Raw genomic sequence first — 26,128 nt, forward strand, 5'->3', positions numbered from 1 at the left:
GTTAGATAAACAACCAATAAAAACAACAAACAATAATAAAACTAAAAAATGACTGACAATAAAAAAAGCCCATTTGCGACGAGTTTACTCGACCAAACACCAACACAGCAAAAAATGCAGGCTGCTGAAAAACAATTAAAAAAAGTACAAAAGAAACAGCATTCTCAGGCAACAAAAGCGGCAATCCATAAAGAGCGTGAAGCGCAAATCACCAAATTAGGTAAGCCCTTTTGGTGGATGCTTTTCATGTTTATTTGCTCAATCCTGTATCTGTTTCCAGAAGCCGTGTTCAATGCGGCTTTAACCGAAGTCGCAGGCGGTAAAAACTCGTCAGAAGAAGACTTACGCGCAGTGGAGCTATTTGGTCGTACTATCAGTGGTATTGGTGTCACATTATTACTCGCCGATATGCTGCTCAAGGGTAAGCGTGTCGCTCGAGTCGGTAGAGCCTTGGGCCACTTTGCATTGATTGCGATTTTGGTATGGCCGACAGTATTTTTTGGACAAAAGTGGTTGGTTGATCATTTTATCATTGATGCCTCAACCCCTGCTGAACGCCAGCAAGCTTATTTGTCGCAAATACTGCGTAGCGCACTCATTGAAAAGTCGATTCAATTTGAAGGGATTAATTACGACCCCGATTCAGAACATAACGCGACTGAAAAAACCTTCTTATCGGTTTTTGGTGGCCTTGTTTATGCTGACGATAAGTTAGTTGATGATATCAAAGAAAAGAAACGGATGATCATGGAGAAATTTGTCCGTGATCGTGCCCTGTCTCGATTTGATGAACACTACGCAAACTACGATGATTTTCGTCAAACCCTACGTAGCCACTATAAAGAATATGCTCAAGGTTCAAACGATTATAACCAAGCTCTAAGTACCGCTCCAAGCCGCTCTGATGAATATTGGTTAGATACCCAAAACCAAGTTAAACAAGGTTGGGAAAAATATCAAAAAGGCGTCAGTGCTTACGAAGGAAGAGTCGAGTCGAGAGCGCAAAAAATTGCCCCTAAAATGTATGACTTTTTTGAGCGACGCAATAAATGCGGAGATATGAAAAAAGGCAGTCGTAAAGACAATTGTTATGAACGTCTACAAAACGGTTATGACAAGGAAATCGCCAAATACAGCATTCCTTATATTCCACCTGATGATTGGTTAATCCGAGAAGAAATATCAACTTCTGAAAACGTGGGTAATTCTATTATTACTGGCGTAATGACCTTTGGTTTATTCACTGCATTGCAAGCAGTAGACGCTGCTACTGGTGGTGACGCTGGCTTTAAAGATCATCGCATGGTGTATACCAATGATGTTAACCATTATAAAAATGTCTTGATGGTCAAAATGGAGCCTGATTTTGTTAAAGAATCTGGCGGCTACCCGCTAGGTATCAGCACTATTCATGAATTTAGACATCATCAACTGACTAGCACTAAGGTCAATAACACCCTTAAACAAAAAGGGCTGACATTACCTTCAACTTGGGTAATGGCAGACCGAACAAGCTTTGATAATGCCGTAGCAAACAAAGTCCGCCAAGAGGCGGATAATCGTTGGCGCTCGACTATGAAAAACAAAGGCTTGGATATGCCACCTAATTTAAGTTGGCAGCAGTTCCAAAAGCAAGGAGATATTCAAAAACGTATTGAGCGCCAAATGAAAGAGCTGTATATCAGCCCAACGCTTGCTGACTGGAATAACCGAGAATTTAAACAGCGCATTATTGAGCCCAATATTCAGCGTAAAACCACTGAATATCTCAATGTACTTGAAGCCCAACAAGCCGAATTTGCTGATGGCGGCGCCTTTGAGTCCACTGCTAAGTCGGCATTACGTGCGACCATAGTGCCGCCGATATCGATGTCGATTAGTTTAGCCTTGGTGTTGTTAACCGTGTTAAAGCTGCCAATGAAAGCGGTTGAGTTAGTACAAGCCAGAAGAAAAACCAAGGATGATGGTGAGTCGCAAGAAGGCCAAAACAAAGCCAAAGCTGGCTATATCAAAGCGGGGATTTCTGCTGCGCTATTGTTATCGATTTTTGTGGTGCCAGTTACCCTAAGTAGCAATCAATACACAGTTAAAGACTCTGCTATGCATTACTTTTTTGAGCAAATGGAAAACAATGATTCAGCCGGTATTTCTTTTGCGCTTAAATGGTTACTGGTCACTCAACCGATAGTGCAACCTATTGGTGCCAGCATTGATGAATACCTGTTTATCACCAAAGGTTTTGATGCAATTAGCGAACCTATTAATCGATTCGATTTAGCCATATTACCTGAGCATGACACGAGTGCTCAGTCTAGCCCTGCTTCAGCAGCAAAAGCCTTATTACCATTAACCATTAATACCAATGTGGCTAATGCCAGCATCGCGGTAATGAATATTAAACCCAAATATCAAACAGGCATGATGCTGCCACCAGGAGGCTATGACATTAAAGTCTCTGCCAGTGGTCATCAAGCTATTCGAACCTGGGTTTATTTAAAACCCGAAGAAACCGAATTCACGATTAATTTATAACGTATTTAACTGAGTTAAATCACCATTCACGCATTGATTGATAGGAAGTATTACGTGAGTAAACTAACGCAATTCCAGGACTTTATACGAAGTAATGGTAAAGACTTAACTGGTGTTGATGTACCAGTTGTATTGAGTAATGAAGAAGCTAAGTTACCAGAGCTTAACTTTACCTTTGGCTGGACCATTGAGATTGGTGTAAGCGAACATGAACATGGCGGGCATTGTCCATCAGGCATCAAGTGTGGCAGCGCCTCGAACGCTTACGACGATGCTAACAATAAAGCAAAAGAGTATGTCAGCGGTCAACATTCATTATTTAACGATCGTTTCATCAAAATACTTGGCCCTGACGTTGCTGAAAACTTTTTAATCAAAGATCGTGGCTTAAAGTCGGCGCCAGAAACCTATGTCGGTAGCAAGGTTTGTTATAACTGTAGTGGCTCTGGTAAACAAAACTGCGGCAGTTGTCATGGCAACGGTAGCACTTCCTGTAGCGGTTGTAGTGGCAGTGGCCGAAATCATGTGACTCGCTACGAGAATAACCGCACGGTTCATACCACTGAGACATGTTCATCATGCTGGGGCAGTGGTAGTAAAACCTGCTATAACTGCAGTGGTTCAGGCAAGGTGACCTGTCGTACCTGTGATGGTGGTGGTTACCTCTATTTCAGTTACACCATTGATGGTGAAGCTAAACGGAGTACAAAGTGGGAATATAACACCAGTGATTACCATGAGTGGACGTCTGATTACGTCAAAAAGACGGGACTTAAAATCGTTCACCACTTAGATGATATCACCGAAGTCGATGTTAAAGGCGCTTTGGACGGTTGCACCTTTATTTATGCTTTTAAGGCCAAATTACCGACTTTACAATTTACTGCCAACATCGATAACGTCGACACGACGTTGTGTTTTGGTGGTAACAAAAACAGCACTCATGATGCAGGTGGGGTATACGATCCTGCGGTATGGAGCGTGGCACAAAAACTCGCTGGCGGCAGTAAATCTAATGATAAAGCTGCCCTTTCAACACCCGCGGTTAAAAACATTATTGAAGCCAATGAAACTAACACCTCGATTGCATTATTAGAGGAGAACTGGGTTTCAAGTGATATTAAAGATGCGGTTGTTTCTAATTATCAAACCTTAGTGACTCAGCTTAAAAAGCAAAGTGTGAAAGGCATTGCGCCTAAAATGATTGGCAGTATGTTTAAATTCGCCTTTCTATTCCTAACAGTAGGAATATTGTTTGCTGTCATGTACCCAACGTTTGCCCAAGAAACGGCTTATCGTATGAGTGTGACTCAAATCCCTGAATGGATGCTGGCATTAGTCACCATGAAGTTTGGCTTATTTGGCTTACCTGCATGGTGTAACTATCTGTTCATCATTGGTTTATTCTGGTTAAGCTATAAAGGTATTCAAAAGTGGTATTGGAAGAACATTGGCCAAGGCAAAATATGGCTTTTGGCGCTCAGTTTAACCTTATTGGTACCTCATATTGGATTCACCTTGTATTACAACGGTATTGAAGTGATTCAACATACCCTTGAAATCACCAATGCATTGATGGCAGCATCGTTATTAGTCGGCCTATATGTTGTCGTCATTGGCACAAAATTGCCGAATAAGTGGTACACAAAAGTAGCTGGATTTATCGCTGGTATTGGCGTGTATTGCGGCTTGCACTATGGCCTATTTATTCTCAATTCACGTATTGGTTTTATCGAAAACCATGACAGATACCCGTTCGAGATGTTGCAGTCCTTACGCCCTGGCACCCTGTTTATGGCTGAAAACCTGATTGAATGGGCAATGTTGACTGTCATTTTTGCCTACTTCTTAACTCGTCGTCAGTTCTGGTTAAAAGCAAAAACTGAAGTCGCTGATTACGACAGCCCTGTATTGTTAAAATCAATGAACATGGAAAAGTAGCGAGAAACACGGTTTGAGTGGAGAGCTAACTTACCGCTTTCATTACAAACCTGAGTTACAGCATGCGATATAAGACAACGCCGATGATGGTTATCATCGGCGTTTTTTTATCATACCAGCGGCTGATTTTTCCCCATTTACACTCAAGCTGGTCAATCCATTGATTATCTTCTTTGATATTTTCACATATCAGGATAATCTGCACCTTGTAACATCATTTGTTCATATCGCTATTTTATCTTTCATTTGTATGTGATGGAGAACTTCTCACCGATGAGCATGACGCGCTTTATGACTGGTTCGAGCCAGTATCAGTCAGCTACAACAGCGAAACAACCTTCAATAACGTATTTTTCATCAGCTAGCCCAGCATCAGCAGAACCATCAGCATCTGCCGAGGTCATTTATCCGCATTCTTTTAATAGCCCAAGGGATGCTGAACCGTTATTCGACAGTCGAAATATGAGCCGAGATAGTATTCGTCGCCATATTCGTCAAGAACGAAATAGCATGGATCAAGCAGAGCAAAATCAGTTAGCGTTAATTGCCAGTCGCCATTTATTGTCGGAAATACAGCAAATTTCAGCCAAAAGAGTGGCCATTTATTTGGGATTTGATGGCGAGCTTGCCACCAATAAATTAATTGAAGCATTGTGGAAACTAGATGTAGAGGTGTATTTACCTCGTATACATCCTTTTGCTAAAGGGCATTTATTATTTATCCGCTACAGCCCTGATACCGTAATGGTGAATAACCGCTTTGATATTGCCGAACCTAAACTGGATATTCGCCATATTATTACGGTAGATAAACTCGATATGATCGTCACGCCATTAGTCGCGTTTGATGATAAAGGCAATCGAATGGGAATGGGCGGCGGCTTTTACGATCGCACATTAGCGCAGGTAAAAGACAATAAACCATTAGCAGTGGGCTATGCCCATGATTGCCAACAGGTGAGTTATTTACCCGTGGAGTATTGGGATATTCCATTACCAATCATCATTACCCCAACCAAACGTATCGCTAACGACTGACCAATGGCTGCAGTTCACATAAAAAACCGTTATTTTCATAACGGTTTTTTATTTCAGCTAATCGCCAACTCAGCGAATATTGATGATTAACGGCCTATTACGTTGCTGCCGCTAATGCTTGAGATACGTCAGCAATAATATCGTCAATGTGCTCAATACCGACAGAGATACGCACTAAGTCTTCAGATACTCCAGCTTTAGCCAACTCGTCTGAGTCTAACTGTCGATGTGTCGTCGTAGCAGGATGGCATGCCAATGACTTAGCATCACCAATATTGACCAAACGCAAAATCATTTGCAGTGCATCAATGAATTTTCCACCAGCAATTTTACCCGCTTGTGCATCACTGGCCTTAATACCAAAACTAATGATACCCGAGGCTTTACCTTGAGTAATTTTTTGACAGCGCTCGTGTTGGGGACTGTCGGGTAAGGCGGCGTAATTCACCCAACTAACCGATGGATGATCCGCTAGATACTCAGCAAGTGCCAATGCATTTTCACAATGGCGCTCCATTCGTAAGCTGAGTGTTTCTAGCCCTTGAAGTAATAAAAATGCACTTTGCGGTGATAAGGCTGCGCCAGTATTGCGTAAGGGAACAACACGGCATCGACCGATAAAAGCTGCAGGCCCAAAAGCGTCGGTATATACCACACCATGATAGGAAGGATCTGGCTCATTCAGTAAAGCAAACCGCGCTTTATTCGCTACCCAATCAAACTTGCCCGAATCAATAATCACCCCACCAATGGTGGTGCCATGACCACCAATGTATTTGGTTAATGAGTGAATAACGATATCAGCGCCGTGATCAATAGCACGACACAATACCGGGGTTGCAACGGTATTATCAACGACTAACGGTACACCGTGCTTATGCGCAATTTCTGCTAATCGCTGCAGGTCAACAACGTTACCGGCAGGGTTACCAATAGATTCACAAAAAAGTGCTTTGGTATTGTCATCAATTAATGCTTCAAGCCCTGCATAATCATCGTAAGCAGCCATCCGCACGTCAATGCCTTGGCGAGGTAACGTATGGGCAAATAAATTGTAGGTGCCGCCATAAAGCTGGCTTGTACTAACGATGTTATCACCCACTTGTGTCAGCGCCTGAATCGCATAGGTAATAGCTGCCATACCTGATGCTACAGCGAGGGCTGCTATGCCGCCTTCGATTGCTGCAAGCCGCTGTTCTAGCACATCTGTAGTGGGGTTCATAATACGAGTATAAATGTTACCAGGCACTTTTAAATCAAATAAATCAGCACCATGCTGGGTATCATCAAAGGTATAAGAAGTGGTTTGGTAAATGGGCACTGCGGCGGCTTTGGTGGTGGCTTCTGATTGATAGCCGTGGTGTAAAGCCAGTGACTCCAGTTTCATCCCTTGAGCATTATTGTCTGCTGCCATGATAGACCCCTTCTAATCGTTCATCGTTGATAACGGAAAATTGATTGAACATTGCTGATTGTTGATCGCAGTGCTCAATCAAATCTGTATCCACATTAGCAATTAGCCATCTAGAAGTCTAAAACTTTTTTTTAATTAGTGCTAACAGTGACGCAATCCATTATTTTAATTGTCTGCCACCATCAACCGCATAGCTACGGCCTGTCACATAATGACTGGAAGTTAAATAATCCACCAGCGATATCATTTCATGATTACCGGCCTCGACTGGCAAAATCGCTTTTGCTAAAGCTTTCACTTTATAGTCGTCATCATCACCTTCGTTAAATAAAATCATCGCAGGGGCAATAGAGTTCACTTTAACTTCAGGTGCAAGTTTTGCCGCAAAAGATAGCGTCAAATTATGCAATCCCGCCTTACTGGCCGCATAAGCAATATGCTTTTTACTGCCCTTTTCGGCGACATAATCGGTGATATGAATAATATTACTGGCACCAACTTGTTGCTTAGCACTGGCTGTTAATAATGGCGCTAAAGCAAGGTTGATTTGATAAGGTGCGCTCACATGAATATTCATCATTCTTGTCATAATATCCGCAGAGCTCACCTCATTTGAGGTTTTATCATTATGCCAATCAGATGCATTATGGATGATGCAATTTAGCTGGCTATATTGCGCAACAATGCGCTGTAACATATCGTTTATTTCTTCAGGGAGAGTTAAGTCACACTGATATAAATCGGCCCCAAGTTCAGCCAACTCATCAATACTTGGGTAATGAGTTCTAAAGGTGCCAATCACTTGATGGCCTTGGGCAATAAAATGCTTTGCTAACGCATAGCCGATACGTTTACCAACCCCTGTAATCAATATGGTGTGTTTCATTTGAGTTCTCTTATTCTTTTATTGAGCCAGTCGTTAAACTCACATAATAAAGGTCATTAGCAGCGACTAATGACCTCGTGTCTGTTATCCATCATTCATGAGTTAGCTGAGTGAATCAAGCCTTTGAGTAAAACTCAGCTCGGGTCGCAGGGTTACTTTTGAAGCAGCCACCTAATGCTGATGTGGTGGTGTGCGACTGGGTGTCCATGATGCCACGAGATTTCACACAATAATGAGTGGCATTCATACTAACTGCGACATCTTCAGTTTCTAAAAGCGTTTGCAGTGCGACTAAAATTTGTTGCGTTAAACGCTCTTGCACTTGGGGACGCTGGGCAAAGAAGCGCACAATCCGATTGATTTTAGACAGACCAATGATCTTTGATTTAGGCATATAAGCCACATTGGCAACGCCATCTATGGTGATAAAGTGATGCTCGCAGGTACTCACAACACTGACATCGCTGACTTTAACCATTTCTTCAACGCCCATTTTATTATCGATTTGGGTTACTTTAGGGAAATGCTGATAGTCGAGCCCCGAAAAAATTTCATTCACGTACATTTTGGCAATTCGATGTGGTGTTTCACATAAACTGTCATCGGTTAAATCCAGACCTAATGTTGAAACAACTTCAGTCATCAATCCTTGAATGCGTTCTATTTTTTGGTCATTGGTCATCTGATTTTCGACCAATGGCGTTTCAAGACCTCGCTCAATAAGAACTTGCTGCACCTTGCGTGCTTCATCTGAAATCATGTGTTTTCCTTATGGCAACCCGTGCCAAATAAAACCACACTATTACGTGATAGCCAGCGGCTACCGATTATTTGCGTTGCTCTAAAGACAGCGAAACAGAGTCGGCAAAACGTAAAGCATGAGGTTTATCAATTGTCACCCGTGACATCGTGATTGATGGGTGCTCACTACAAATAGCCAACACATCTGCCACCAACTTTTCGAGCAGTAAAAAACGCCCTTCTTCAACATGTTGGATAACTTTTTTAGTAATGACTTTATAGTTAAGTGCATCTGCAACATCGTCAGTTTCAAATGACTTGTCGGCGGGATATTGGATTTCGATATTAATCACAACATCTTGCTGCTTTTCACGTTCGTCAGGATTAAAACCAATAAACGTTCGTAAACGAAGATTGGTCACTTTAATGATTGCTTGGCTAATGGACATAGTGAGCCTCTTATAAATTCACTGGGTAGTACGTGACAATGAGCAAGTTAGATCACATAAAAAAGAGTCAACCGTTAATGGCTGACTCTTATAGTTATAGCGATAAAACGCCAATTTTGCTAACTAAAACTCTTTATAGTTTCGGTACTTAACTTTGAAGAAGATGATATAAAACACTGGAACAATGATCAGAGTCAGCATGGTTGCTACCCCTAAACCGAACATGACTACCGCAGCAAGCGACTCAAAGAAAGCGTCGGTTAACAGCGGCAACACACCTAAAATCGTGGTTATGGCGGCCATACAAACAGGTCGCACACGACTCACCGTTGAGTTAAACACGGCTTCAAAGGTTTCTATTCCTTCGTTGATGTCAGTGTTAATTTGATCCAATAAAACAATCCCGTTTTTCAGTAGCATGCCCGATAAGCTGAGCATGCCTAACAACGCCATAAAGCTAAATGGTTTCTCAAGGATTAATAATCCAGATGTAATACCAATAATAGCTAATGGTACACAAGCCCAGATAACCAGGGGTTTTCTTACCGAATTAAACAAGAACACGGTAATCAAAAACATGAATAAAAAGCCTAATGGCAAGGTCGCAAATAATGACTCTTGTGCATCTGTCGATGATTCATATTCCCCTCCCCATTGCAGCTCATACCCTACTGGTAACTCGAGAGCCTCTACTTTAGGTTTGATTTTGGCAAACAGTTCAGCTGGGAGAATGCCGTATTCAAAATCGGTATCGGCAAATACAGTTAAGGTACGTTTTCGATCCCGACGTTGAATTATAGGATCTTCAAACTTCACCTCAAAACCATCAACCACTTGTTGCAGAGGTACAAAGGCACTTAGCGCTGGGCTCCAAATACGAATACTCTCTAACGATTCGATATCAATGCGCTCATCTTCAGGTAAGCGACCGATAATCGGCAGCAAGGTGGTGCCTTCACGGTAAACCCCGATTTGTAAGCCTGTAAACGAAAATTTTAATGCCTCATCGACTTCACTTTTTACAATACCTAGACGACGAGCTTGGGTTTCATTAAACCGTGGGGCAATGTATTTCACCCGCTCACGCCAGTCGTGACGTACATTGACTGTGGCTGGTGTAGCATTAAATACCTCCATCACTTGCGCTGCAATACTACGCAATACATCAGGATCGGCGCCGCTGATCCTCGCTTCGATTTTGGCATCCGTTGATGGACCAATTTCTAAGCGCTTAAATTTAAGCTGCGCTTGCGGATAACTGCGCTCTACGTCCCTGCGAAAGGTCACCATCACATCAGATAAGGTTTCAAAATCTGATGTTCTTAATGCAATTTGCGCATAGGATGCGTAGTTTTTCTCAGGCGAATAAGTCAATAAGAAACGAGGAAAACCTTTACCTATGGTAGATGCCACGTACTCGACATTATCAAGGTTAAACGCGATGGCTTCCATCCCTTCAACGACGGTTTGAGTTTCACGAATATCGGTCCCTTCTGGCATCCACACATCGACTAAAAATATAGGTGTGGTAGACGGTGGGAAAAACGATTGCTTAACGTAAGCAAAGCCATAAATAGAGGCGCAAAACGCAATAACAACGGCAACCACACTGACCCAACGAAAGCGCATACACACGTCAAGTAGTGCCTTGTAATACATGAAGAAGGCACCGCCATACGGATCTTTTGGTTCACCTTCCACTTTTTCAGCTTCCGAGCCAAAAAATAATTGCGCGAAAAATGGCGTAATCGTGATCGCAGTAATCCAAGATAAAAACAGCGAAAACAGTAATACCCAAAATAACGACCCTGCAAATTCACCCGTCGAATCTGGCGAGAGCCCAATGGGTGCAAAAGCTGTAATCGCAATGACAGTTGCGCCAAGTAATGGCCACATTGTTTGTTTAACGATGCCTTGAGCTGCCTCTAGGGTTGTTTGTCCACGTTGCCGACCGATGAGTATGCCTTCAACAATCACAATGGCATTATCCACCAGCATCCCTAAGGCAATAATTAATGCCCCGAGGGAGATACGTTGCAGTTCAATCTCTGCCTGCAACATCAGCATAAAGGTGCCCAAACAGGTTAAAAATAGGATTAATCCAATTAATATCCCTGATTTAAAGCCCATAAATACCAGCAATACCCCTACAACAATCACCACTGCTGCAATGAGGTTCCACACAAAGCTGCCGACGGAGGCATCAACTTCATTAGGCTGGTTGTACATGGTTTCAATCACCATACCTGCAGGGCGCACGCTTTCAATGCTGGCAAGTTTTGCGTCAATGGCTTTACCCACCTCAACAACATTGACCCCAGTCGAAAACGATATACCTATGTTGATGGCGTCATGCTGATTAAACTTGAGTAAATTGGTCGGGATATTTTGAAAACCACGAGAAACAGTAGCGACATCTTTTAAATAAATTAACTTGTCACCTTGGGTACCGGGAATGATTAACTCTTCAAGCTCACTGACAGACTTAAAGCCGCCACTGGTACGAATTTTTAAATTATCGGCAGATACCCGAATATTACCCGCATCTGACACCATGTTTTGCGAGTTAAGTAGATTTTGAATCAATGAGGGGTCGATGTTAGAACTCGCCGCTTTGTTAAGCGACATTTCAACAAACACCTGCTCTTGCTGGTTCCCTGCCAATGACACTTTACCGACACCTGGTACCAATTCGAGCTCACGTTTTACATAGTCGACGTAATCGAGAATATCTCGATAGCTGTAGTCCGTGCCGCTCACCATCAACATGATGCCGTACACATCGCCAAAATCATCATTGACGATAGGCGCTTGTACTCCTGGCGGTAAACTTGATGACATGTCGTTGACTTTACGGCGCAGTTCATCCCATATTTGTGGCAATTCTTCAGGGCCATAGATGTTCTTCATGGTTACCGTAATTTGCGACATACCCGAGGTACTGAGTGAGCGAATATAGTCGACATAGGGCAATGCTTGAATTGCCTTTTCAATTGGGTAGGTGACTTCTTCTTCCACCTCTGTGGACGTTGCACCAGGATATAAGGTGACAACCACAGCATCTTTAATGGTAAAAGGCGGATCTTCCAATTGGCCTAGTCCAGTAAATGCCATCAAACCACCAATAAGCAGTATTAAGGTAAACATCCAACTGATCACAGTATTTTTAACAAAGTAGCCTGCTATATTCATTACACACTTTCCCTTGTATCAGTTGAGTGATTGGCGTTATTAAGGAGTACTTTTGGATACCGAGTCATCATGCTCCCTCCTCTAATAACTGTACTTGCTGGCCTTTAACTAAACGGGCTGCGCCTGTTGTGATAATGGTTTGGCCATCATCAAGGCCACTGATAACTTCAATTTCATCACCGACAATAACCCCCAGTGTTACTGGTTGATACTGAATCGAATTATCGGCAGCGTTGTAAAGCCAAACACCACTATTTTGTGCATCAATATCACTACCATCTTGCATAACAACCGCTTCGATTGGCACTAAATATTCTCGATGATAGGTGTAAGTCATGTCGCTCAAGTTAACTTGTACTTTTGCAGGCATGCCTTCTAACACTTTATATTTGGGGTCTAAGTCCACTGCAATGGTGGCAATATAAGTTGATGTGGTGGGATCTTTTTCGGTGTTGACCTCTAATAAACGGCCGCTAAATTGAGTATTAGGAAAAGCCTCAAAGCTGACATTCAACTTGGCTTGATTCTCTCTGTCTTCTTGCTTTTTTGAAACAGCAATCAGCATATCTGGAATTTGCACATCCACTTCAATACGCTCAACTTTTTGAATACTGAGTACAGATACACCCGGCTGCACATTTTCAAAAGACTCTAAAAATACATCACTGACAATCCCTGAAAATGGCGCGCGCAATTCTGTGTATTGCAAGTTTAACTCAGCTTGGCGCTCTTCTGCTTTGGCCACTAAATATTGGGCATTCATTTCATCGTAGTCAGATTGTGCCATTAACTTGCTTTCAACTAACTGCTTGCCTCGTTGGGCCTGTTTATAACTGACTTCTAAACGTGCTTGACGATCGCTTAGGGCAATGGTGTAGTCACGTTTTTCAAGTACGGCGAGTAACTCACCTTTTTCAACCGACTTGCCTTTTGTTGCTGGTATACGCTCTATTCTTCCCTCAACTCTAAAAGACAGGTTCGTTAAATCTTGCGCTCTAGCCACACCATTAAATTCACGCATCACTTCATTATTAGCATGAGGCAAGGTATAAGTTTTCACTAAGGTTTTTGTTGGCTCAATGTCTACAGTGCGCTCACAGGCGGATAAGCCCAATAGGCCTAAGGCAACGACCCCTAGACGATTAATGATGGAACTCATTCTAGAATGTTGAATCCGTTGCATATTATAAGCCTCGCTCTTTAATCCACTTTACCGCTGCTTGGCCATCTTTAAGCTCAGCGGCTCCTGCGACGACAAGCCAATCACCATCATTTAGCCCTGACATCATTCGAGTTCCCTGTAAGGTAACAGGTACCTTTTTGACTCGTTGCTGAGTCGGTGACCAAGTAAATACATAGGCTTGTTGGTTTTCTTTGACCACTGCGCCTTTAGGGATTTTCGGATGGGCATCGGCCGTTCTTGCGGGCAACTTAACTTTAACTCGTGCTGACATGCCAGGTAGAACATTCAGTTCATCTGGCATTGGTAAAGTTAATATAATGGTGTAACTACTGGTTGTAGGGTCGGCAACGGTATTAAGCTCTTTTAAGCGAGCGACATACCATTGATCGCGGCTATCAAACTTAACTTCTATGTTGTCTATATCTTCTAAGCCTTTATCAGATTTTTGTAAAAAACCTATAAATTGCTCTGGCAATTGGAAACTAATATCTGCAGATGCATCAGTTCGAATCCCCATGACTTCTTCTTGTGCTTGGACAAACTCAAACTCACGCTTACTGCGTTTAGAAATCACCCCTTGATAGGGGGCACGCAACTTAGTGTAGGTCACATCGGTTTTGGCTTTATCCAGTGCTGCTTGAGCTACGGTGAAATCACTTTTAGCTTGGTCATAATCGTTACGTGATACCACCCCTTGCTCAACCAAAGACTCATTGCGCTCAAACAACACTTTAGCTAACTCGAATTGTGCTTGCGCCATGGCTAAGTGTTGCTGATAAATATCACTATCGAGTGTGGCTAATATATCTCCTGGTTCAACGGCATCTCCAGGTCTAACAAAAATTTCAGCAATTTCACCTGAGACTCGAAATGACAATGCCGCTTTTTCTGAGGCTTTAACTTCGCCAGGTAAAAAGCGCTCACGGTATTCAGAGCCCACATCAACTTGCAGCACTTTGACTGGACGAGGGATATCACGACTGGTGGCTTCACTGCCTTCTTCTGCGTAGGCAACACTGAGTAAAACACTGGAAATTATCGAGGGGAATATAACTAAAAAAGAACTAAACTGGCTGAGTTTCTTCATGTTTTGTTCCGTCAAAAGTGAGCAATTAGTACGATACTAACATTCAATGACACCCCATAATAGGTGCACTAGAGCACAAAAAAGATCTAACTTGTGACAATCGACGTATTGATTTTTAACCCAAACAGGCAGAGGTGCACTATGGAGTTACGAATTTTTTACGATAGCGCTTGTCCATTATGTTCTAACGAAATGGCGCAACTAAAGAAGCACGATCGATTACACAAAATTGAATTGGCTGATTTAAACCAAGACAATTTCGAAGAAAAATACCCCCATATTGATTTATCTGTGGCCAATAACATCCTGCATGCAGAAACAAATGACGGCACAATTCTAACGGGGTTAGATGTGACAGCTAAAGCTTGGGCATTAACAGGTAAGCATAAGTGGATTCAATTATTACGCTTACCTTGTGTTAAACCTTTTGCTGATATCGCTTATCGTGGATTTGCGAAAAATCGCTACCAAATTTCTTATCTACTCACCGGACAGCAACGTTGTGAAGACGGTAGCTGTAAGTTGAAGTAGCCTATGGATATCTGTCGTGTTCAAGCCGTTAACACTGCCATTGTTATTGGCGCATCTTCAGGTATTGCAAAAGCGATTGTCACCGAGCTCGCAGATAATGCTGAGATTGAGCAAATCATTACCATCAGTCAAAAAGAATTGGTTTTTAATGTTAGCAATAACATTCATCACCACATCTGCTGCGATTACACCATGAATGGCTTTGGTAATAACGCCAGTAATGACGCTAACGAAAACATAGCAAGGGTGTGCCTTGCTCTATCATCAATTAAAGGGCATATCAGCAAGGTGTTTATTTGTAATGGCAGATTGCATTCATTAAACAATCAAATGTCAGTCCATACACATAATCCACAGGCCTCAAAGAGTCCAGAAAATCAACAAATTGAGCCATCAACTGTTTTATCGCCAGAAAAGCGCCTTGAAGATATTACCCCAGCTTCTATGCTGTCAGTCTTTCAATCCAACACATTAGTGCCAATGATGTGGCTTCAACATCTCGTTAAACTCGTAAACGGCAAGCAAGCATGCATCATCAGTGTGTTGAGTGCCAGAGTTGGCAGTATCAGTGAAAATCAGTTAGGAGGCTGGTATAGCTACAGAGCATCAAAAGCGGCATTGAATATGTTAATAAAAACCAGTGCGATTGAATATGCACGCCGAGCTAAAAATACAAAATTGATCGCGTTTCACCCCGGTACAACCGATACCGAGTTATCTAAACCTTTTCAGGCCAACGTTCCCGAAGGGAAATTGTTCACCGCAGGCTTCGCCGCCCAGCAATTACTCACGATTCACCAAGGTATTGAATTTAACAACCAAGCAGAGTTTCTTGATTGGCAAGGTCAAACAGTGCAATGGTAACTGCAGATTACAGACACAAAAAAGCGAAGCCTAGGCTTCGCTTTTTGTCGTAAACGATGAGCTTACTTAACGAATTCAACACCTAGGTCGATATCGCCTTTTAACGTATCAAGCATTGCATCACGTGCGTTTGCTTCAAATGCGCTTACTTCACCGTATGGAAGTACTTTTTCTACGCCGTTTTTACATAATACAACAGGTTGTGCGAAGAATTCAGCGTGCTCGCTGCCGCCATCTACGTATGCACATTCAACCACGTTTGCTTCACCTTGTAGGCCGCGAACTAATGATAGACCGAAACGACATGCCGCTTGACCCATTGAAAGTGTCGCACTACCGCCACCGGCTTTAGCTTCAACAACTTCTGTACCCGCATTTTGGATGCGAGTTGTTAGTGAAGCAACTTCTTCATCAGTAAAGCTTACGCCTTCAACTTGTGAAAGAAGTGGAAGAATAGTCACACCACTGTGGCCGCCGATAACGTTAATGTTAACATCAGCAACGTTTAGACCTTTAAGCTCAGCGATGAAAGTTTCAGAACGAATAACATCAAGTGTCGTCACACCGAATAAACGATTCTTATCGTAAACACCCGCTTTTTTAAGTACTTCAGCTGCAATAGCAACTGTTGTATTTACTGGGTTAGTGATCACACCAATTAATGCTTTAGGGCAAGTCGCAGCGACTTTTTCAATAAGGTTACGTACGATACCCGCATTGATGTTAAACAGATCTGAACGATCCATTCCAGGCTTACGTGCAACACCAGCAGAAATAAGAACAACATCAGCGTCAACTAGCGCAGGCGTTGGATCTTCACCAGCAAAACCAGCCACTTCAACATCTGTTGGGATGTGGCTTAAATCGACAGCAACACCAGGTGTTACAGGAGCAATGTCATACAGAGACAACTTTGAGCCTGCAGGAAGTTGAGTTTTTAATAGTAAAGCTAGGGCCTGGCCGATACCGCCAGCAGCACCAAGTACAGCTACTTTCATAATTATCTCCAATAACGTTCTTATGTTTGACTTCTAAGTTTATGATTCTCAGTCTGTGACATAGATCATATTTCTCGTGGCGTCACATTACTGCATCAGCGAGACAATTTCAATTATCCCTTAGTGGAGTAAAGCAATTAACTTATTCTATGATATATATATCAATAATCCCTGATTTAGCACTTACACTGTAAAGTGAATTTTTATTCACCGATTTAGCTTATTTCTTGACTTGTGACGTTTATATATTCAAAATGAACCCGTTTTGTGAATATATTGTATTCAATTTAAAAATTACTATAAGACGAAAAAAAATATGCCAGCGACCAAAAATCAGGATGAACTCGTTAAAACGTTTAAGTCGATATTAAAGGAAGAACGCTTTGGTAGCCAAAGTGAGATCGTCAACGCACTACAAGCAGAAGGTTTTGGCAACATAAACCAATCTAAAGTATCGCGCATGCTCAGTAAGTTTGGCGCGGTGCGAACTCGAAATGCTAAGCAAGAAATGGTGTACTGTTTGCCCGCTGAATTAGGTGTACCGACAGCAGGTAGCCCAGTTAAAAACTTAGTATTAGATGTTGATCATAACCAAGCTATGATTGTAGTGCGTACCAGTCCAGGTGCAGCACAACTCATCGCGCGATTACTTGATTCAATAGGTAAGCCTGAAGGCATTTTAGGTACCATTGCTGGTGACGACACGATCTTCATTTGTCCATCAAGCATTAAAACCATCGATGATACGTTAGAAACAGTTAAATCACTGTTTAACTACAGCGAGTAAAACAAGCGTCATGTTGAGTCTGTAGTACGGACGAAAACCCAATAAAAAAGCAATGCCTTGGCATTGCTTTTTTTGGTTTTAATCTACCCAAGCTTACAAGAACGCGTATTTTGCAAAATTAGTCATTAGCAAACTGCGCTAAAAAATCTAATGATGGCGCAAAAAATGATGACCCTGTCAGCGCTTTAGTAAACTGCATGAGGTGGTCGTGATTACCATGACCGTCACCATAAATCATGCTGCGTAGCATTTCTTCAAAATGAGTTGGATTATGGCAGGTCGAGATAAACATCAACCCTTGCTCTCTTAACGAGCCAAAAGGCATGCTCTGACGTAAAATCTCCATCGACTTACCATCTGCATCTTTTAAATTAACTCGCTTGATATGGCTGGTTAATGGCTTATCTTCAGAAGCGTATTCAATATCATCTTGCTTAGTACGGCCAATGATATCTTCTTGTTTCTTCTGCGGTAGGCGATTCCATTTACTCAAGTTATGGGCATATTTTTGCACATGAACATAACTACCGCCTTTAAATGAGATATCCTCATCAGCCACTAAAGCAACTTCTTGACGGCTACGCCCTTTCGGGTTTTCTGTGCCATCGACAAAGCCAGTTAAGTCACGGCTGTCCATAAATCTAAAGCCACGTTCTTCTTCAATTAACTCAACCAAACCTTCAAACATTTGGCTAATTTCATTGGCAACTAAATGCAAAATGTCATAACGATCGCAGCGGATATGCATGAATAAGTCGTATTCGATTGCTGGTGCATCTCGATTACCTTCATTCATCGCAGGAAAAGGGCGTAATTGAGCAGGTCTTTGTCCGTCAAAAATGGTATCCCAATAATTCGCACCAATAGCAACAAAGCCATTAAATGCACTATCTGCATATTGATCAGATAATTCATAAATATATTGGGCTACATTGGCTAAACATGGACGAAGCTGATCTTCGACACCATCATTTGCATTAAACATCAAATAGACGCTATGCAGATTTCCTTCAGCACAAATCCCTAACTGTTCGCGAGGCATATTCTGTGTTTCCATGTTGGAATCAATCACCTTTAACAATAATAAGATATAAAGAGTTTAAGGCAATTGAGCAATTTATTCCTTACTGCTCTATGCAATATTTAATCAATTTAGACTTAGGTCACTAAAAAATCACTAGCGGATGCGCTGATATGGACAAATTAACTTTCTGGCCTAATGTCAGTTCGGTTAACTGACTTCTCACTTCGAGCGTCTGTTGACCTACTTTAACCCAATAATGACAAATTGTACCCAGAAAACGTCGCTCGACAATTTCACCTTGCCCCTGTGCTGCAGGTTGAATCTCGATTTGCTGCGGCCTGAGAAGTAATTGCCCCTGAGTATTAACCACGTTTTTTATCAGGCTAGTGCTTTCTATTAAGCCTAATATGGAGGCGACTTGCGTGGCGCTTTTAATGGTGACAGTAATGTAGTTACCTTCACCAAGAAACTCTGCAACGTAACGATCGTTTGGCTCACCGTACAAGTCTTCTGCAATACCATGCTGAACAATTCCGCCTTCTTTAAACAAAGCCAGTTTATCTGCAAATACAAACGCTTCATCTTTACTGTGGGTTACAAAAACTGCACTGACATTACGCTGCTTTAAGATCTGTCTGATTTCCAGCATCATCTCACTACGCACTTGAGAATCGATATTAGAAAAAGGCTCATCGAGAAGTAAAATCTCGGGTTGATACGCTAAGGCTCTGGCAATCGAAACACGTTGTTGCTGGCCACCTGATAACTCATGAGGATAACGTTTCCCTAAGCCTTCAAGCTTAACTAAAGCGAGCATATCCTCAAGGCGGTCTTGGCGATCTTTTTCAGATAACCCCTTAACGCCAAACAAAATATTATCACTGACGGTTAAATGGGGAAACAATGCATAATCTTGAAAAATCATCCCAATACCACGCTTTTCGCTGGGAACAAATACGCCATCAGCACTTAGCGATTGACCATTTATGATAATTTCACCTTCACTGATCGCTTGAAGACCAGCAATAGCACGTAATAACGTGGTTTTACCGCAGCCACTAGGCCCTAACAGCGCAACGATTTCTCCCTGCTCTAAGGTTAGGTTGAGTCCATTAAGTATGACCTGCCCTTGGTAGTCACTTTTAACATTTTTAATGGTCAGTGTGGACATATTAGCTCTCTTGCTCCAGCGAACGATTAAGGTAAATCAATGGGATAAGTCCAACGATTACGATGACAATTGCAGCCAAAGCACCATGCTCTAGTTGCTCATCAGAAACAAACTGAAAAACATGAGTCGCAAGGTTTTCAAAACCGATAGGACGCAATAGTAACGCTGCTGGCAGCTCTTTCATGCTTTCAATAAATACTAACAGTGCTCCTGCAAATATGCCTTTACGTAACAAAGGTAAATGCACACGCCATAGCAGCTGTCTTGGGGTTTGCCCCATAGTAATACTTGCCATATCTAACGAAGGAGACATTCGCTTATAGCTATTTTCGATACTGCCAATTGAAATCGCCACAAAGCGAACGCAAAAAGCAAAGATTAGCGCAATGACACTGCCCGTAAATAATAAGCCAGGTCCTCTGCTATCAAAGTAGGCATAAACATCATTAATGGCAAAATCGAGATAAGTCAGTGGAACCAAAACGCCAATTGCCAGTACCGTGCCAGGTATTGCATAACCCGTGCTGCTTAATCGTGAAGGTAGCAAATCACTTTTACGTGGGCTAACACGGCGAACAAACATCATAATTAATGCCAGTACAACGCAGATAAAGCTCACTACGGCTGCGATATATAAACTATTAAAACTGTATTGCCAAAAGCGGCTATTCCAGCTTTCATCAAAATAGTCGATTGCATAGCCTGCAAGCACCATAAAAGGTAATAAAAATGCCAATACAATCAATAAAGCGCAGTAAGCAAATGAGCTCCAAGCTTTAAAGCCTGTTAAATAATAACGGTCTGACTCTGTCAGTTTTGATTGCTTTTGAAATAACTCTTGTTTACGGCGAGCAAAGCGCTCTACCCCTACCATGGCAAAAATCACCAACAACATGATTGCCGAAAGTTTTGCTGCGGCAGATAAGCTGCCATAGCCAAGCCAAGTATCATAAACCGCAGTCGTTAACGTCGGCACAGCAAAGTAACTTACCGTGGCAAAATCAGCAGCGGTTTCCATTGCCACTAACGCCATTCCCACCGCTAAGGCTGGCCTTGCCATGGGTAAACCTAAGCGCCAAAAGCTTTGCCAAGGATTGCAGCCCATAATGCGAGAGGCATGTAATAAGCTAGACGATTGCTCCATAAAGGCTGTGCGGGCTAACAGGTAAATATATGGAAATAACACTAAAGACAGCATGATAGCTGCGCCTGTTAGCGTACGAATATCGGGGAAGTAATAATCTTGTGGGGATGACCAACCAAAGACTTGCCTTAACATACGTTGCACAGGTCCAGCATAATCAAGCATGTCGGTATAAACATACGCGACGATATAGGCAGGCATTGCTAAAGGTAGTAGTAGTGCCCATTGGAAATAGCGCCGTCCAGGAAAATCACAACGTGCTACGAGCCAAGCCGCAGGCACAGCGATGACCAAAGAGCCGATGCAAACCTGTAGCATGAGTAACAAGCTATTGCTGATATAGGTTGGTAAAACAGTATCAAATAAATGACTAAATACTGCTTCGTCAGGAATTGTTGCTTGTACTATAAGTGCAAAAAGCGGCAATATTAATATTGCCGCAATCGCATAACCAGTGAGCGACCAGCTTCTGGTTAAGCCTAAAATCATAAATACATTCCAGTTAGCACCGCATAATGACTATGCGGTGAAATGCTGCATTCTTATAGGTCAAATTTAACTTCATCAAGTAGTTTAACAGCTGCTTGATGATTTTCTGCTAGCTTGTAAATCGGAAGGTCATCAGCTTTAAAACTTCCCCAAGATGCAACCATTTCAGAAGGTGCAACATCCGCTTTTACTGGATATTCCATATTCACTTCTGCATAAGATTTTTGCGCAACATCAGATGATAAAAATTCCATTAATTTTATAGCATTATCTTTGTTCGGTGCAAACTTAGCGAGAGCCATACCTGAAACATTGATGTGTGAACCGCGATTCTTTTGATTCGGGAAGTTAATGTAAACCGCATCAGCCCAGCTCTTTTGCTTAGGATCTGTCAACATTTTACCAAAGTAATAGCTGTTACCAATGGCCACATCACATAAGCCTTCTTTAACCGCTTTCACTTGCGCGCGGTCATTTCCTTGAGGTTTACGTGCTAGATTAGCTTTTACGCCTTCAAGCCAAGTCTTAGTTTCAGCTTCACCATGGTGAGCAATCATTGAAGCGACTAGCGCAATATTATAAGGATGCTTGAAACTACGAGTACAAATCTTACCTTTGTACTGTTCTGATGCTAAATCTTCATAGTTTAGATCGAGCTTACCCACACGATCTTTTGAAGAGTAAACATTACGAACACGCATGGTTAACGCATACCAGTCATTGTCTGGAGAACGATATTGCTCAGGGATATTGCTGCTTAACGTATCGCTTTTAACGTCAACAACTAAATCTTTTTCAACCAATTCCATTAAACGTGAAAAATCTGATGTAAGCACAACATCAGCAGGAGAAAGACGACCTTCACGGGCAATACGCTCAGCAATGCCATCTTTAGCAAATACGACGTTGACCTTAATGCCAGTGTCTTTAGTAAATTGTTCTAAAATCGGCTCAACAAGAAACGCTTGTCGATAAGAATATACAGTAAGATCATCTGCTGCTTGTGCTGCGATAGAACCCATTGAAGATACAGCTGCAAGACCTAACAGCGCAAAACTCTTTAACGATTTCATTCCAATTTCTCCTTGCCCTTACGGCGCTTTTTATTATTGCAAAAACCTGATTTAAGCACTTTTCTTAACCAATAATTAAAATGTTACTTATATTGCATTAGGTTATCACCCATGGAAATGATAATAATTATCAATTGCGGAAAGGATAATAGATCGGCGCTTTTTGAGCAAGTATTCTTTAAAGATTACTGACTGTATTATTTGGAATAAGTAAGTTAATTAGTGAGTAAAACAAGGGTTTTTGAAGGCTGTATTAAGGATAAATACAGCCTCTAATAGTGAACGAAAAATAACCGTTATCAACGCAGGCTACCACTGCGTCTTACCAGTATTTCTCTACCGTAATTTGCCCAGGAGCTCGGCGTAAGTTCTTAACTAATCCTTTTTCAGTTAACGTTGATTGCGCATCCCCAATCATTTCAGGATTACCACAAATTAACACTTGAGAGTTATCGGCACTAAGCGCGATGCCTGCTGTTTGTTCAATTAACCCACTTTGAAGGCCATCGGGAATTCGACAAGACAACCCCTCGGGATAATGCTCTCGTGTCACTGACGGTATAAAAATAAATTGCTGCGGGTACTTTTGTTGTAACGCCTTAATTTGCGGTAAATAAGCTAAATCTTCGATTAACCGAACGCCATAAACCAGCACCACTTTTTCAAAACGTTGCCATGGCTCATCAGTTTCCATCATTGAAATGAAAGGCCCTACTGCAGTACCTGTTGCCAAAAACCAAAGATGCGGTCCTTGTATTGCCCCTGTGGGAATTTCTTCAAGCGTCATAAAGCCTGCCGCTTTGGTGCTGACTTCGATTTGCTCTCCTACTTTTAATGCTTGTAAATCTGGCGATAACTGACCATCTTCAACTGCGACGGCAAGCACTTCGATATAAGGTTTTCCTGGCGGATTGACCAGTGAATAAGCTCTTGCGATACGTTTTTCATCCCGAATTTGGCTGAGCTTGATAAATTGCCCAGCTATAAATGGCTCAACATCGGCTTCGATGCGTAACGAAAACAATTTATCGTTCCATTCAATACGTTCAATAACAGTACCTGTTGTCCACATAAGCTGTTCCTTAGAAAATCAGTTCTCTATGTCAATTCGCTAACTTTATGCGCTAATTCTCTGTTAGTTGCTCGCTTTCTACGTCCGCTTGTTTTGCCGTCTCTTGCTTGAAGGTTTCAAGCCCAGCTTGTATCAAGCTATAGGTTTTATCCACGCCAGCTTCAATGTCACCTTCAAATACATTCAGACCAGTTAAAATCTCAGTGGCCTCACTAAAACCTTGATCAATTGCACCAGAAATAATGTCCATAAAGCTATCTAATTGCTCATTAAACGCCATGCCACTGTTTTGCTGCTGGTGCACCGAAAAAAAGTTAGTCGCAAAACTGACTATACGCTCTGCAGTGGCTTCTGGCGAATAATCCACTTCATTTTCAGCATTTTTTTGAATGACATTTTCGCCTAAGGTTGGAGCCAATTCACTGTTAATTGAATCAATAGCTGCTCGATAAAGAAGTGCCATGGATTTATCGCCAGATTGAATACTCACTTGTTCTTGCGCAGCCAAAACACTGCTATTTTTTAAATCCCTACTTATCTCGCTGATTGATGCTTTACTCCCAGAGACATCGTTGTTGCTGGGAATATCTTTAGCACCATCACTAGGCTGTTGATTTTTAGCAGCCTGAGCATTTAGCTGCGTTGGGTTATAAATTTCCATCAGTGTATCCTCATAATCACTTTTACAATGGGTATCAACCTTTGGTATGCCGATGTCAAAAATGATGTGATAAAACCAAAAACGCTTGCGAGTTTATCGACCAAAAAACCTGCAGCTTTATGGTGGCGAGTTATTATTTCCATTTGTCGCTATCGGTACCTTTAAATTACCTAGAACAAAAACCGACCTTCATTCATAATGATGATAGTCAAAAAATAAACAATTTAGCGAATATCAATCACTAATAACTGTTATCTACTCAATATCAATCGATCATTTTTAAGGAACAAAAATGCAGCCACATTGGTTTATCGTCGGATTAGAGATATTTACAGGGTTATTTCTCGCCTGTATTGCCATTTTATTTATCTCAGTGATTTATATGTACATCGCAGATAAATTACAGACTAAACAAGCTATTCGTCACAATTACCCCGTAATAGGTCGATTTAGATATTTGTTTGAGAAACAAGGTGAGTTTTTCAGGCAATACTTTTTTGCTCAAGATAGAGAAGAGTTGCCTTTCAATCGTGCTGAGCGTAGCTGGGTATATCGCGCCGCAAAAGATGTCGATCGCACCATCTCATTTGGCTCAACCCAAGTGCACGACAAAACTGGCACGGTAATGTTTCTTAATGCCGCATTTCCTAAATATGATTCAGATGAACATCAAGACAGCATTATTACTGTAGGTGAGCACTGTAAAACCCCGTATAGGACAGCAACAGTTTGCCACATTTCTGCGATGAGCTTTGGTGCATTATCTCGCCCTGCCGTTACGGCATTATCCCATGGTGCAGCACAAGCTGGTTGCTGGCTTAATACTGGCGAAGGAGGCTTAAGCGAGCATCACCTTAAAGGCAACTGTGATTTAGTATTTCAAATCGGTACTGCTAAATATGGCGTACGTGATGAGCAAGGAAAACTTGATGATGACAAGCTCCGTAACATTGCAGCCCATGACAACGTCAAAATGTTTGAGATTAAACTAAGCCAAGGTGCAAAACCTGGTAAAGGCGGCATTTTACCTGGCGTTAAAGTCACTGAAGAAATTGCCACTATCAGAGGGATCCCGGTAGGGCAAGATTCCATTAGTCCTAATGGCCATGCTGAGTTTAATAGCGTCGTGGATATTATTGACATGATTTGCCATGTTCGTGACATCACAGGAAAGCCCACAGGCATAAAAGCTGTGCTTGGTGATGAACAGTGGTTAATAGACTTATGTGAAGAAATAAAACACCGAGGGATTGAGAGTGCACCAGACTTTTTTACCCTTGATAGCGCTGAAGGCGGAACAGGCGCCGCACCTCAAGCATTAATGGATCATGTCGGCTTACCGATTAAAGAAAGCTTACCTATAGTCATCAATCTATTTAAACAAAAAGGATTGAAGCAACGAATCAAAGTGATTGCTAGCGGCAAAATGATATTGCCCTCTCAGGTTGCGTGGGCCTTGGCGACAGGTGCCGATTTTATTGCCTCTGCACGGGGAAATATGTTCGCACTAGGCTGCATACAAGCTTTACAGTGTAATAAAGATACTTGTCCAACCGGCATCACTACCCATAATAAGCATCTTCAACAAGGGTTAGATCCCCATAACAAATCTGCAAGGGTGGCGAATTATAATCGTTCTTTGAATCATGACTTGAAAATTATTGCCCATTCATGTGGAGTAAGTGAAGCAAGACAGTTAACACGGCACCACGCCAGAATTGTCACAGAGAGCGGTATATCGGTGTCATTGGACAAATTTTATCAACAGTATTGAGTACATTGATCGCAAACTAAGTCGTAACCTAATAGATAATCACTGTAGAATGATAAACTTAAGCAATACTGCAGCTC

The 26,128-nt window shown here is 41.9% G+C and carries 21 protein-coding genes; 7 read left to right on the forward strand and 14 right to left on the reverse strand.

The annotated features are described in order from the left end of the window. Positions 1-48: 48 nt before the first annotated feature. The 3 genes from J8L86_RS11490 to J8L86_RS11500 all read left to right on the forward strand — a co-directional run bounded on the left by J8L86_RS11490 (position 49) and on the right by J8L86_RS11500 (position 5,511). Positions 49-2,532 carry a hypothetical protein gene (locus tag J8L86_RS11490; RefSeq protein ID WP_211030405.1) on the forward strand — a complete coding sequence of 828 codons (2,484 nt, stop codon included), beginning with the start codon at positions 49-51 and terminating at the stop codon, positions 2,530-2,532. A 54-nt stretch (positions 2,533-2,586) separates the two neighbouring features. After that, the gene (locus tag J8L86_RS11495; protein ID WP_211030407.1) at positions 2,587-4,473 is read left to right on the forward strand and encodes a hypothetical protein; all 1,887 of its coding nucleotides are present in this window, start codon (positions 2,587-2,589) and stop codon (positions 4,471-4,473) included. A gap of 273 nt (positions 4,474-4,746) precedes the next feature. Continuing rightward, a complete protein-coding gene (locus tag J8L86_RS11500) occupies positions 4,747-5,511 on the forward strand; it encodes a 5-formyltetrahydrofolate cyclo-ligase (protein ID WP_211030409.1) in 765 nt (254 codons plus the stop codon). Positions 5,512-5,608: 97 nt separating this feature from the next. On the opposite strand, the gene J8L86_RS11505 is transcribed toward J8L86_RS11500, so the two are convergent. The 7 genes from J8L86_RS11505 to J8L86_RS11535 form a co-directional block, all read right to left on the reverse strand. Next, the gene (locus tag J8L86_RS11505) at positions 5,609-6,898 is read right to left on the reverse strand and encodes an aminotransferase class I/II-fold pyridoxal phosphate-dependent enzyme (protein WP_211030557.1); all 1,290 of its coding nucleotides are present in this window, start codon (positions 6,896-6,898) and stop codon (positions 5,609-5,611) included. 187 nt (positions 6,899-7,085) lie between these two features. Next, on the reverse strand, positions 7,086-7,811 hold the full coding sequence (gene folM / locus J8L86_RS11510; protein WP_065109847.1) for a dihydromonapterin reductase: 726 nt from the start codon (positions 7,809-7,811) through the stop codon (positions 7,086-7,088). A gap of 115 nt (positions 7,812-7,926) precedes the next feature. Further along, positions 7,927-8,571, reverse strand: coding sequence for a GTP cyclohydrolase I FolE (gene folE, locus J8L86_RS11515; RefSeq protein WP_065109846.1), 645 nt, complete (start codon positions 8,569-8,571; stop codon positions 7,927-7,929). A 67-nt stretch (positions 8,572-8,638) separates the two neighbouring features. Beyond that, positions 8,639-8,995 carry a dihydroneopterin triphosphate 2'-epimerase gene (gene folX, locus J8L86_RS11520; RefSeq protein ID WP_055022743.1) on the reverse strand — a complete coding sequence of 119 codons (357 nt, stop codon included), beginning with the start codon at positions 8,993-8,995 and terminating at the stop codon, positions 8,639-8,641. Between the two features lie 129 nt (positions 8,996-9,124). Continuing rightward, positions 9,125-12,193 carry an efflux RND transporter permease subunit gene (locus tag J8L86_RS11525; RefSeq protein WP_211030410.1) on the reverse strand — a complete coding sequence of 1,023 codons (3,069 nt, stop codon included), beginning with the start codon at positions 12,191-12,193 and terminating at the stop codon, positions 9,125-9,127. Between the two features lie 67 nt (positions 12,194-12,260). After that, positions 12,261-13,376 (reverse strand): efflux RND transporter periplasmic adaptor subunit, encoded by a 1,116-nt coding sequence (locus tag J8L86_RS11530; RefSeq protein ID WP_247663353.1) that lies wholly within the window; start codon positions 13,374-13,376, stop codon positions 12,261-12,263. A 1-nt stretch (position 13,377) separates the two neighbouring features. After that, positions 13,378-14,463: an efflux RND transporter periplasmic adaptor subunit gene (locus tag J8L86_RS11535; RefSeq protein ID WP_119967644.1), complete on the reverse strand. Its 1,086-nt coding sequence runs from the start codon at positions 14,461-14,463 to the stop codon at positions 13,378-13,380. A gap of 141 nt (positions 14,464-14,604) precedes the next feature. Here J8L86_RS11535 and J8L86_RS11540 point away from each other — a divergent pair, with 141 nt between their 5' ends. After that, positions 14,605-14,994, forward strand: coding sequence for a DUF393 domain-containing protein (locus J8L86_RS11540; protein WP_065109844.1), 390 nt, complete (start codon positions 14,605-14,607; stop codon positions 14,992-14,994). A gap of 3 nt (positions 14,995-14,997) precedes the next feature. Beyond that, entirely contained in the window at positions 14,998-15,858 is an 861-nt protein-coding gene (locus J8L86_RS11545; protein WP_211030412.1) for an SDR family NAD(P)-dependent oxidoreductase, read from the forward strand. 62 nt (positions 15,859-15,920) lie between these two features. Here the strand turns inward: J8L86_RS11545 and mdh are convergent, their stop codons facing one another. Beyond that, entirely contained in the window at positions 15,921-16,856 is a 936-nt protein-coding gene (mdh, locus tag J8L86_RS11550) for a malate dehydrogenase (RefSeq protein WP_211030414.1), read from the reverse strand. A 316-nt stretch (positions 16,857-17,172) separates the two neighbouring features. Between mdh and argR the strand changes: the two genes are divergently transcribed. Then, positions 17,173-17,643, forward strand: a complete 471-nt coding sequence (gene argR / locus J8L86_RS11555; protein ID WP_055022603.1) for a transcriptional regulator ArgR — start codon at positions 17,173-17,175, stop codon at positions 17,641-17,643. Positions 17,644-17,761: 118 nt separating this feature from the next. On the opposite strand, the gene J8L86_RS11560 is transcribed toward argR, so the two are convergent. From J8L86_RS11560 to J8L86_RS11585, 6 genes are all read right to left on the reverse strand, one after another. Next, positions 17,762-18,700, reverse strand: coding sequence for a Dyp-type peroxidase (locus J8L86_RS11560; protein ID WP_055022604.1), 939 nt, complete (start codon positions 18,698-18,700; stop codon positions 17,762-17,764). 109 nt (positions 18,701-18,809) lie between these two features. Then, the gene (locus J8L86_RS11565) at positions 18,810-19,838 is read right to left on the reverse strand and encodes an ABC transporter ATP-binding protein (RefSeq protein WP_065109842.1); all 1,029 of its coding nucleotides are present in this window, start codon (positions 19,836-19,838) and stop codon (positions 18,810-18,812) included. A 1-nt stretch (position 19,839) separates the two neighbouring features. After that, complete coding sequence (locus J8L86_RS11570; protein WP_055022606.1) at positions 19,840-21,471, reverse strand: iron ABC transporter permease; 1,632 nt, start codon at positions 21,469-21,471, stop codon at positions 19,840-19,842. Between the two features lie 53 nt (positions 21,472-21,524). Then, positions 21,525-22,544: a Fe(3+) ABC transporter substrate-binding protein gene (locus tag J8L86_RS11575; protein WP_065109840.1), complete on the reverse strand. Its 1,020-nt coding sequence runs from the start codon at positions 22,542-22,544 to the stop codon at positions 21,525-21,527. A gap of 322 nt (positions 22,545-22,866) precedes the next feature. After that, positions 22,867-23,616, reverse strand: a complete 750-nt coding sequence (locus J8L86_RS11580) for a ferredoxin--NADP reductase (protein WP_211030415.1) — start codon at positions 23,614-23,616, stop codon at positions 22,867-22,869. Between the two features lie 52 nt (positions 23,617-23,668). Next, positions 23,669-24,277 (reverse strand): DUF5610 domain-containing protein, encoded by a 609-nt coding sequence (locus tag J8L86_RS11585; protein ID WP_211030417.1) that lies wholly within the window; start codon positions 24,275-24,277, stop codon positions 23,669-23,671. Positions 24,278-24,569: 292 nt separating this feature from the next. Here J8L86_RS11585 and J8L86_RS11590 point away from each other — a divergent pair, with 292 nt between their 5' ends. Further along, the gene (locus tag J8L86_RS11590; RefSeq protein WP_211030419.1) at positions 24,570-26,051 is read left to right on the forward strand and encodes an FMN-binding glutamate synthase family protein; all 1,482 of its coding nucleotides are present in this window, start codon (positions 24,570-24,572) and stop codon (positions 26,049-26,051) included. Positions 26,052-26,128 lie beyond the last annotated feature (77 nt).

This window comes from Shewanella sp. MMG014, assembly GCF_018100775.1.
GTDB lineage: Bacteria > Pseudomonadota > Gammaproteobacteria > Enterobacterales > Shewanellaceae > Shewanella > Shewanella japonica.

Excerpts from the sequence above, each read along its gene's own strand:
- J8L86_RS11490 (WP_211030405.1), top strand. The coding sequence starts at position 49 with ATGACTGACAATAAAAAAAGCCCATTTGCGACGAGTTTACTCGACCAA.
- J8L86_RS11500 (WP_211030409.1), top strand. The coding sequence starts at position 4,747 with ATGAGCATGACGCGCTTTATGACTGGTTCGAGCCAGTATCAGTCAGCT.
- J8L86_RS11505 (WP_211030557.1), bottom strand. The coding sequence starts at position 6,898 with ATGAAACTGGAGTCACTGGCTTTACACCACGGCTATCAATCAGAAGCC.
- folM (WP_065109847.1), bottom strand. The coding sequence starts at position 7,811 with ATGAAACACACCATATTGATTACAGGGGTTGGTAAACGTATCGGCTAT.
- folE (WP_065109846.1), bottom strand. The coding sequence starts at position 8,571 with ATGATTTCAGATGAAGCACGCAAGGTGCAGCAAGTTCTTATTGAGCGA.
- J8L86_RS11525 (WP_211030410.1), bottom strand. The coding sequence starts at position 12,193 with ATGAATATAGCAGGCTACTTTGTTAAAAATACTGTGATCAGTTGGATG.
- J8L86_RS11530 (WP_247663353.1), bottom strand. The coding sequence starts at position 13,376 with ATGCAACGGATTCAACATTCTAGAATGAGTTCCATCATTAATCGTCTA.
- J8L86_RS11535 (WP_119967644.1), bottom strand. The coding sequence starts at position 14,463 with ATGAAGAAACTCAGCCAGTTTAGTTCTTTTTTAGTTATATTCCCCTCG.
- J8L86_RS11540 (WP_065109844.1), top strand. The coding sequence starts at position 14,605 with ATGGAGTTACGAATTTTTTACGATAGCGCTTGTCCATTATGTTCTAAC.
- J8L86_RS11545 (WP_211030412.1), top strand. The coding sequence starts at position 14,998 with ATGGATATCTGTCGTGTTCAAGCCGTTAACACTGCCATTGTTATTGGC.
- mdh (WP_211030414.1), bottom strand. The coding sequence starts at position 16,856 with ATGAAAGTAGCTGTACTTGGTGCTGCTGGCGGTATCGGCCAGGCCCTA.
- argR (WP_055022603.1), top strand. The coding sequence starts at position 17,173 with ATGCCAGCGACCAAAAATCAGGATGAACTCGTTAAAACGTTTAAGTCG.
- J8L86_RS11560 (WP_055022604.1), bottom strand. The coding sequence starts at position 18,700 with ATGGAAACACAGAATATGCCTCGCGAACAGTTAGGGATTTGTGCTGAA.
- J8L86_RS11565 (WP_065109842.1), bottom strand. The coding sequence starts at position 19,838 with ATGTCCACACTGACCATTAAAAATGTTAAAAGTGACTACCAAGGGCAG.
- J8L86_RS11570 (WP_055022606.1), bottom strand. The coding sequence starts at position 21,471 with ATGATTTTAGGCTTAACCAGAAGCTGGTCGCTCACTGGTTATGCGATT.
- J8L86_RS11575 (WP_065109840.1), bottom strand. The coding sequence starts at position 22,544 with ATGAAATCGTTAAAGAGTTTTGCGCTGTTAGGTCTTGCAGCTGTATCT.
- J8L86_RS11580 (WP_211030415.1), bottom strand. The coding sequence starts at position 23,616 with ATGTGGACAACAGGTACTGTTATTGAACGTATTGAATGGAACGATAAA.
- J8L86_RS11585 (WP_211030417.1), bottom strand. The coding sequence starts at position 24,277 with ATGGAAATTTATAACCCAACGCAGCTAAATGCTCAGGCTGCTAAAAAT.
- J8L86_RS11590 (WP_211030419.1), top strand. The coding sequence starts at position 24,570 with ATGCAGCCACATTGGTTTATCGTCGGATTAGAGATATTTACAGGGTTA.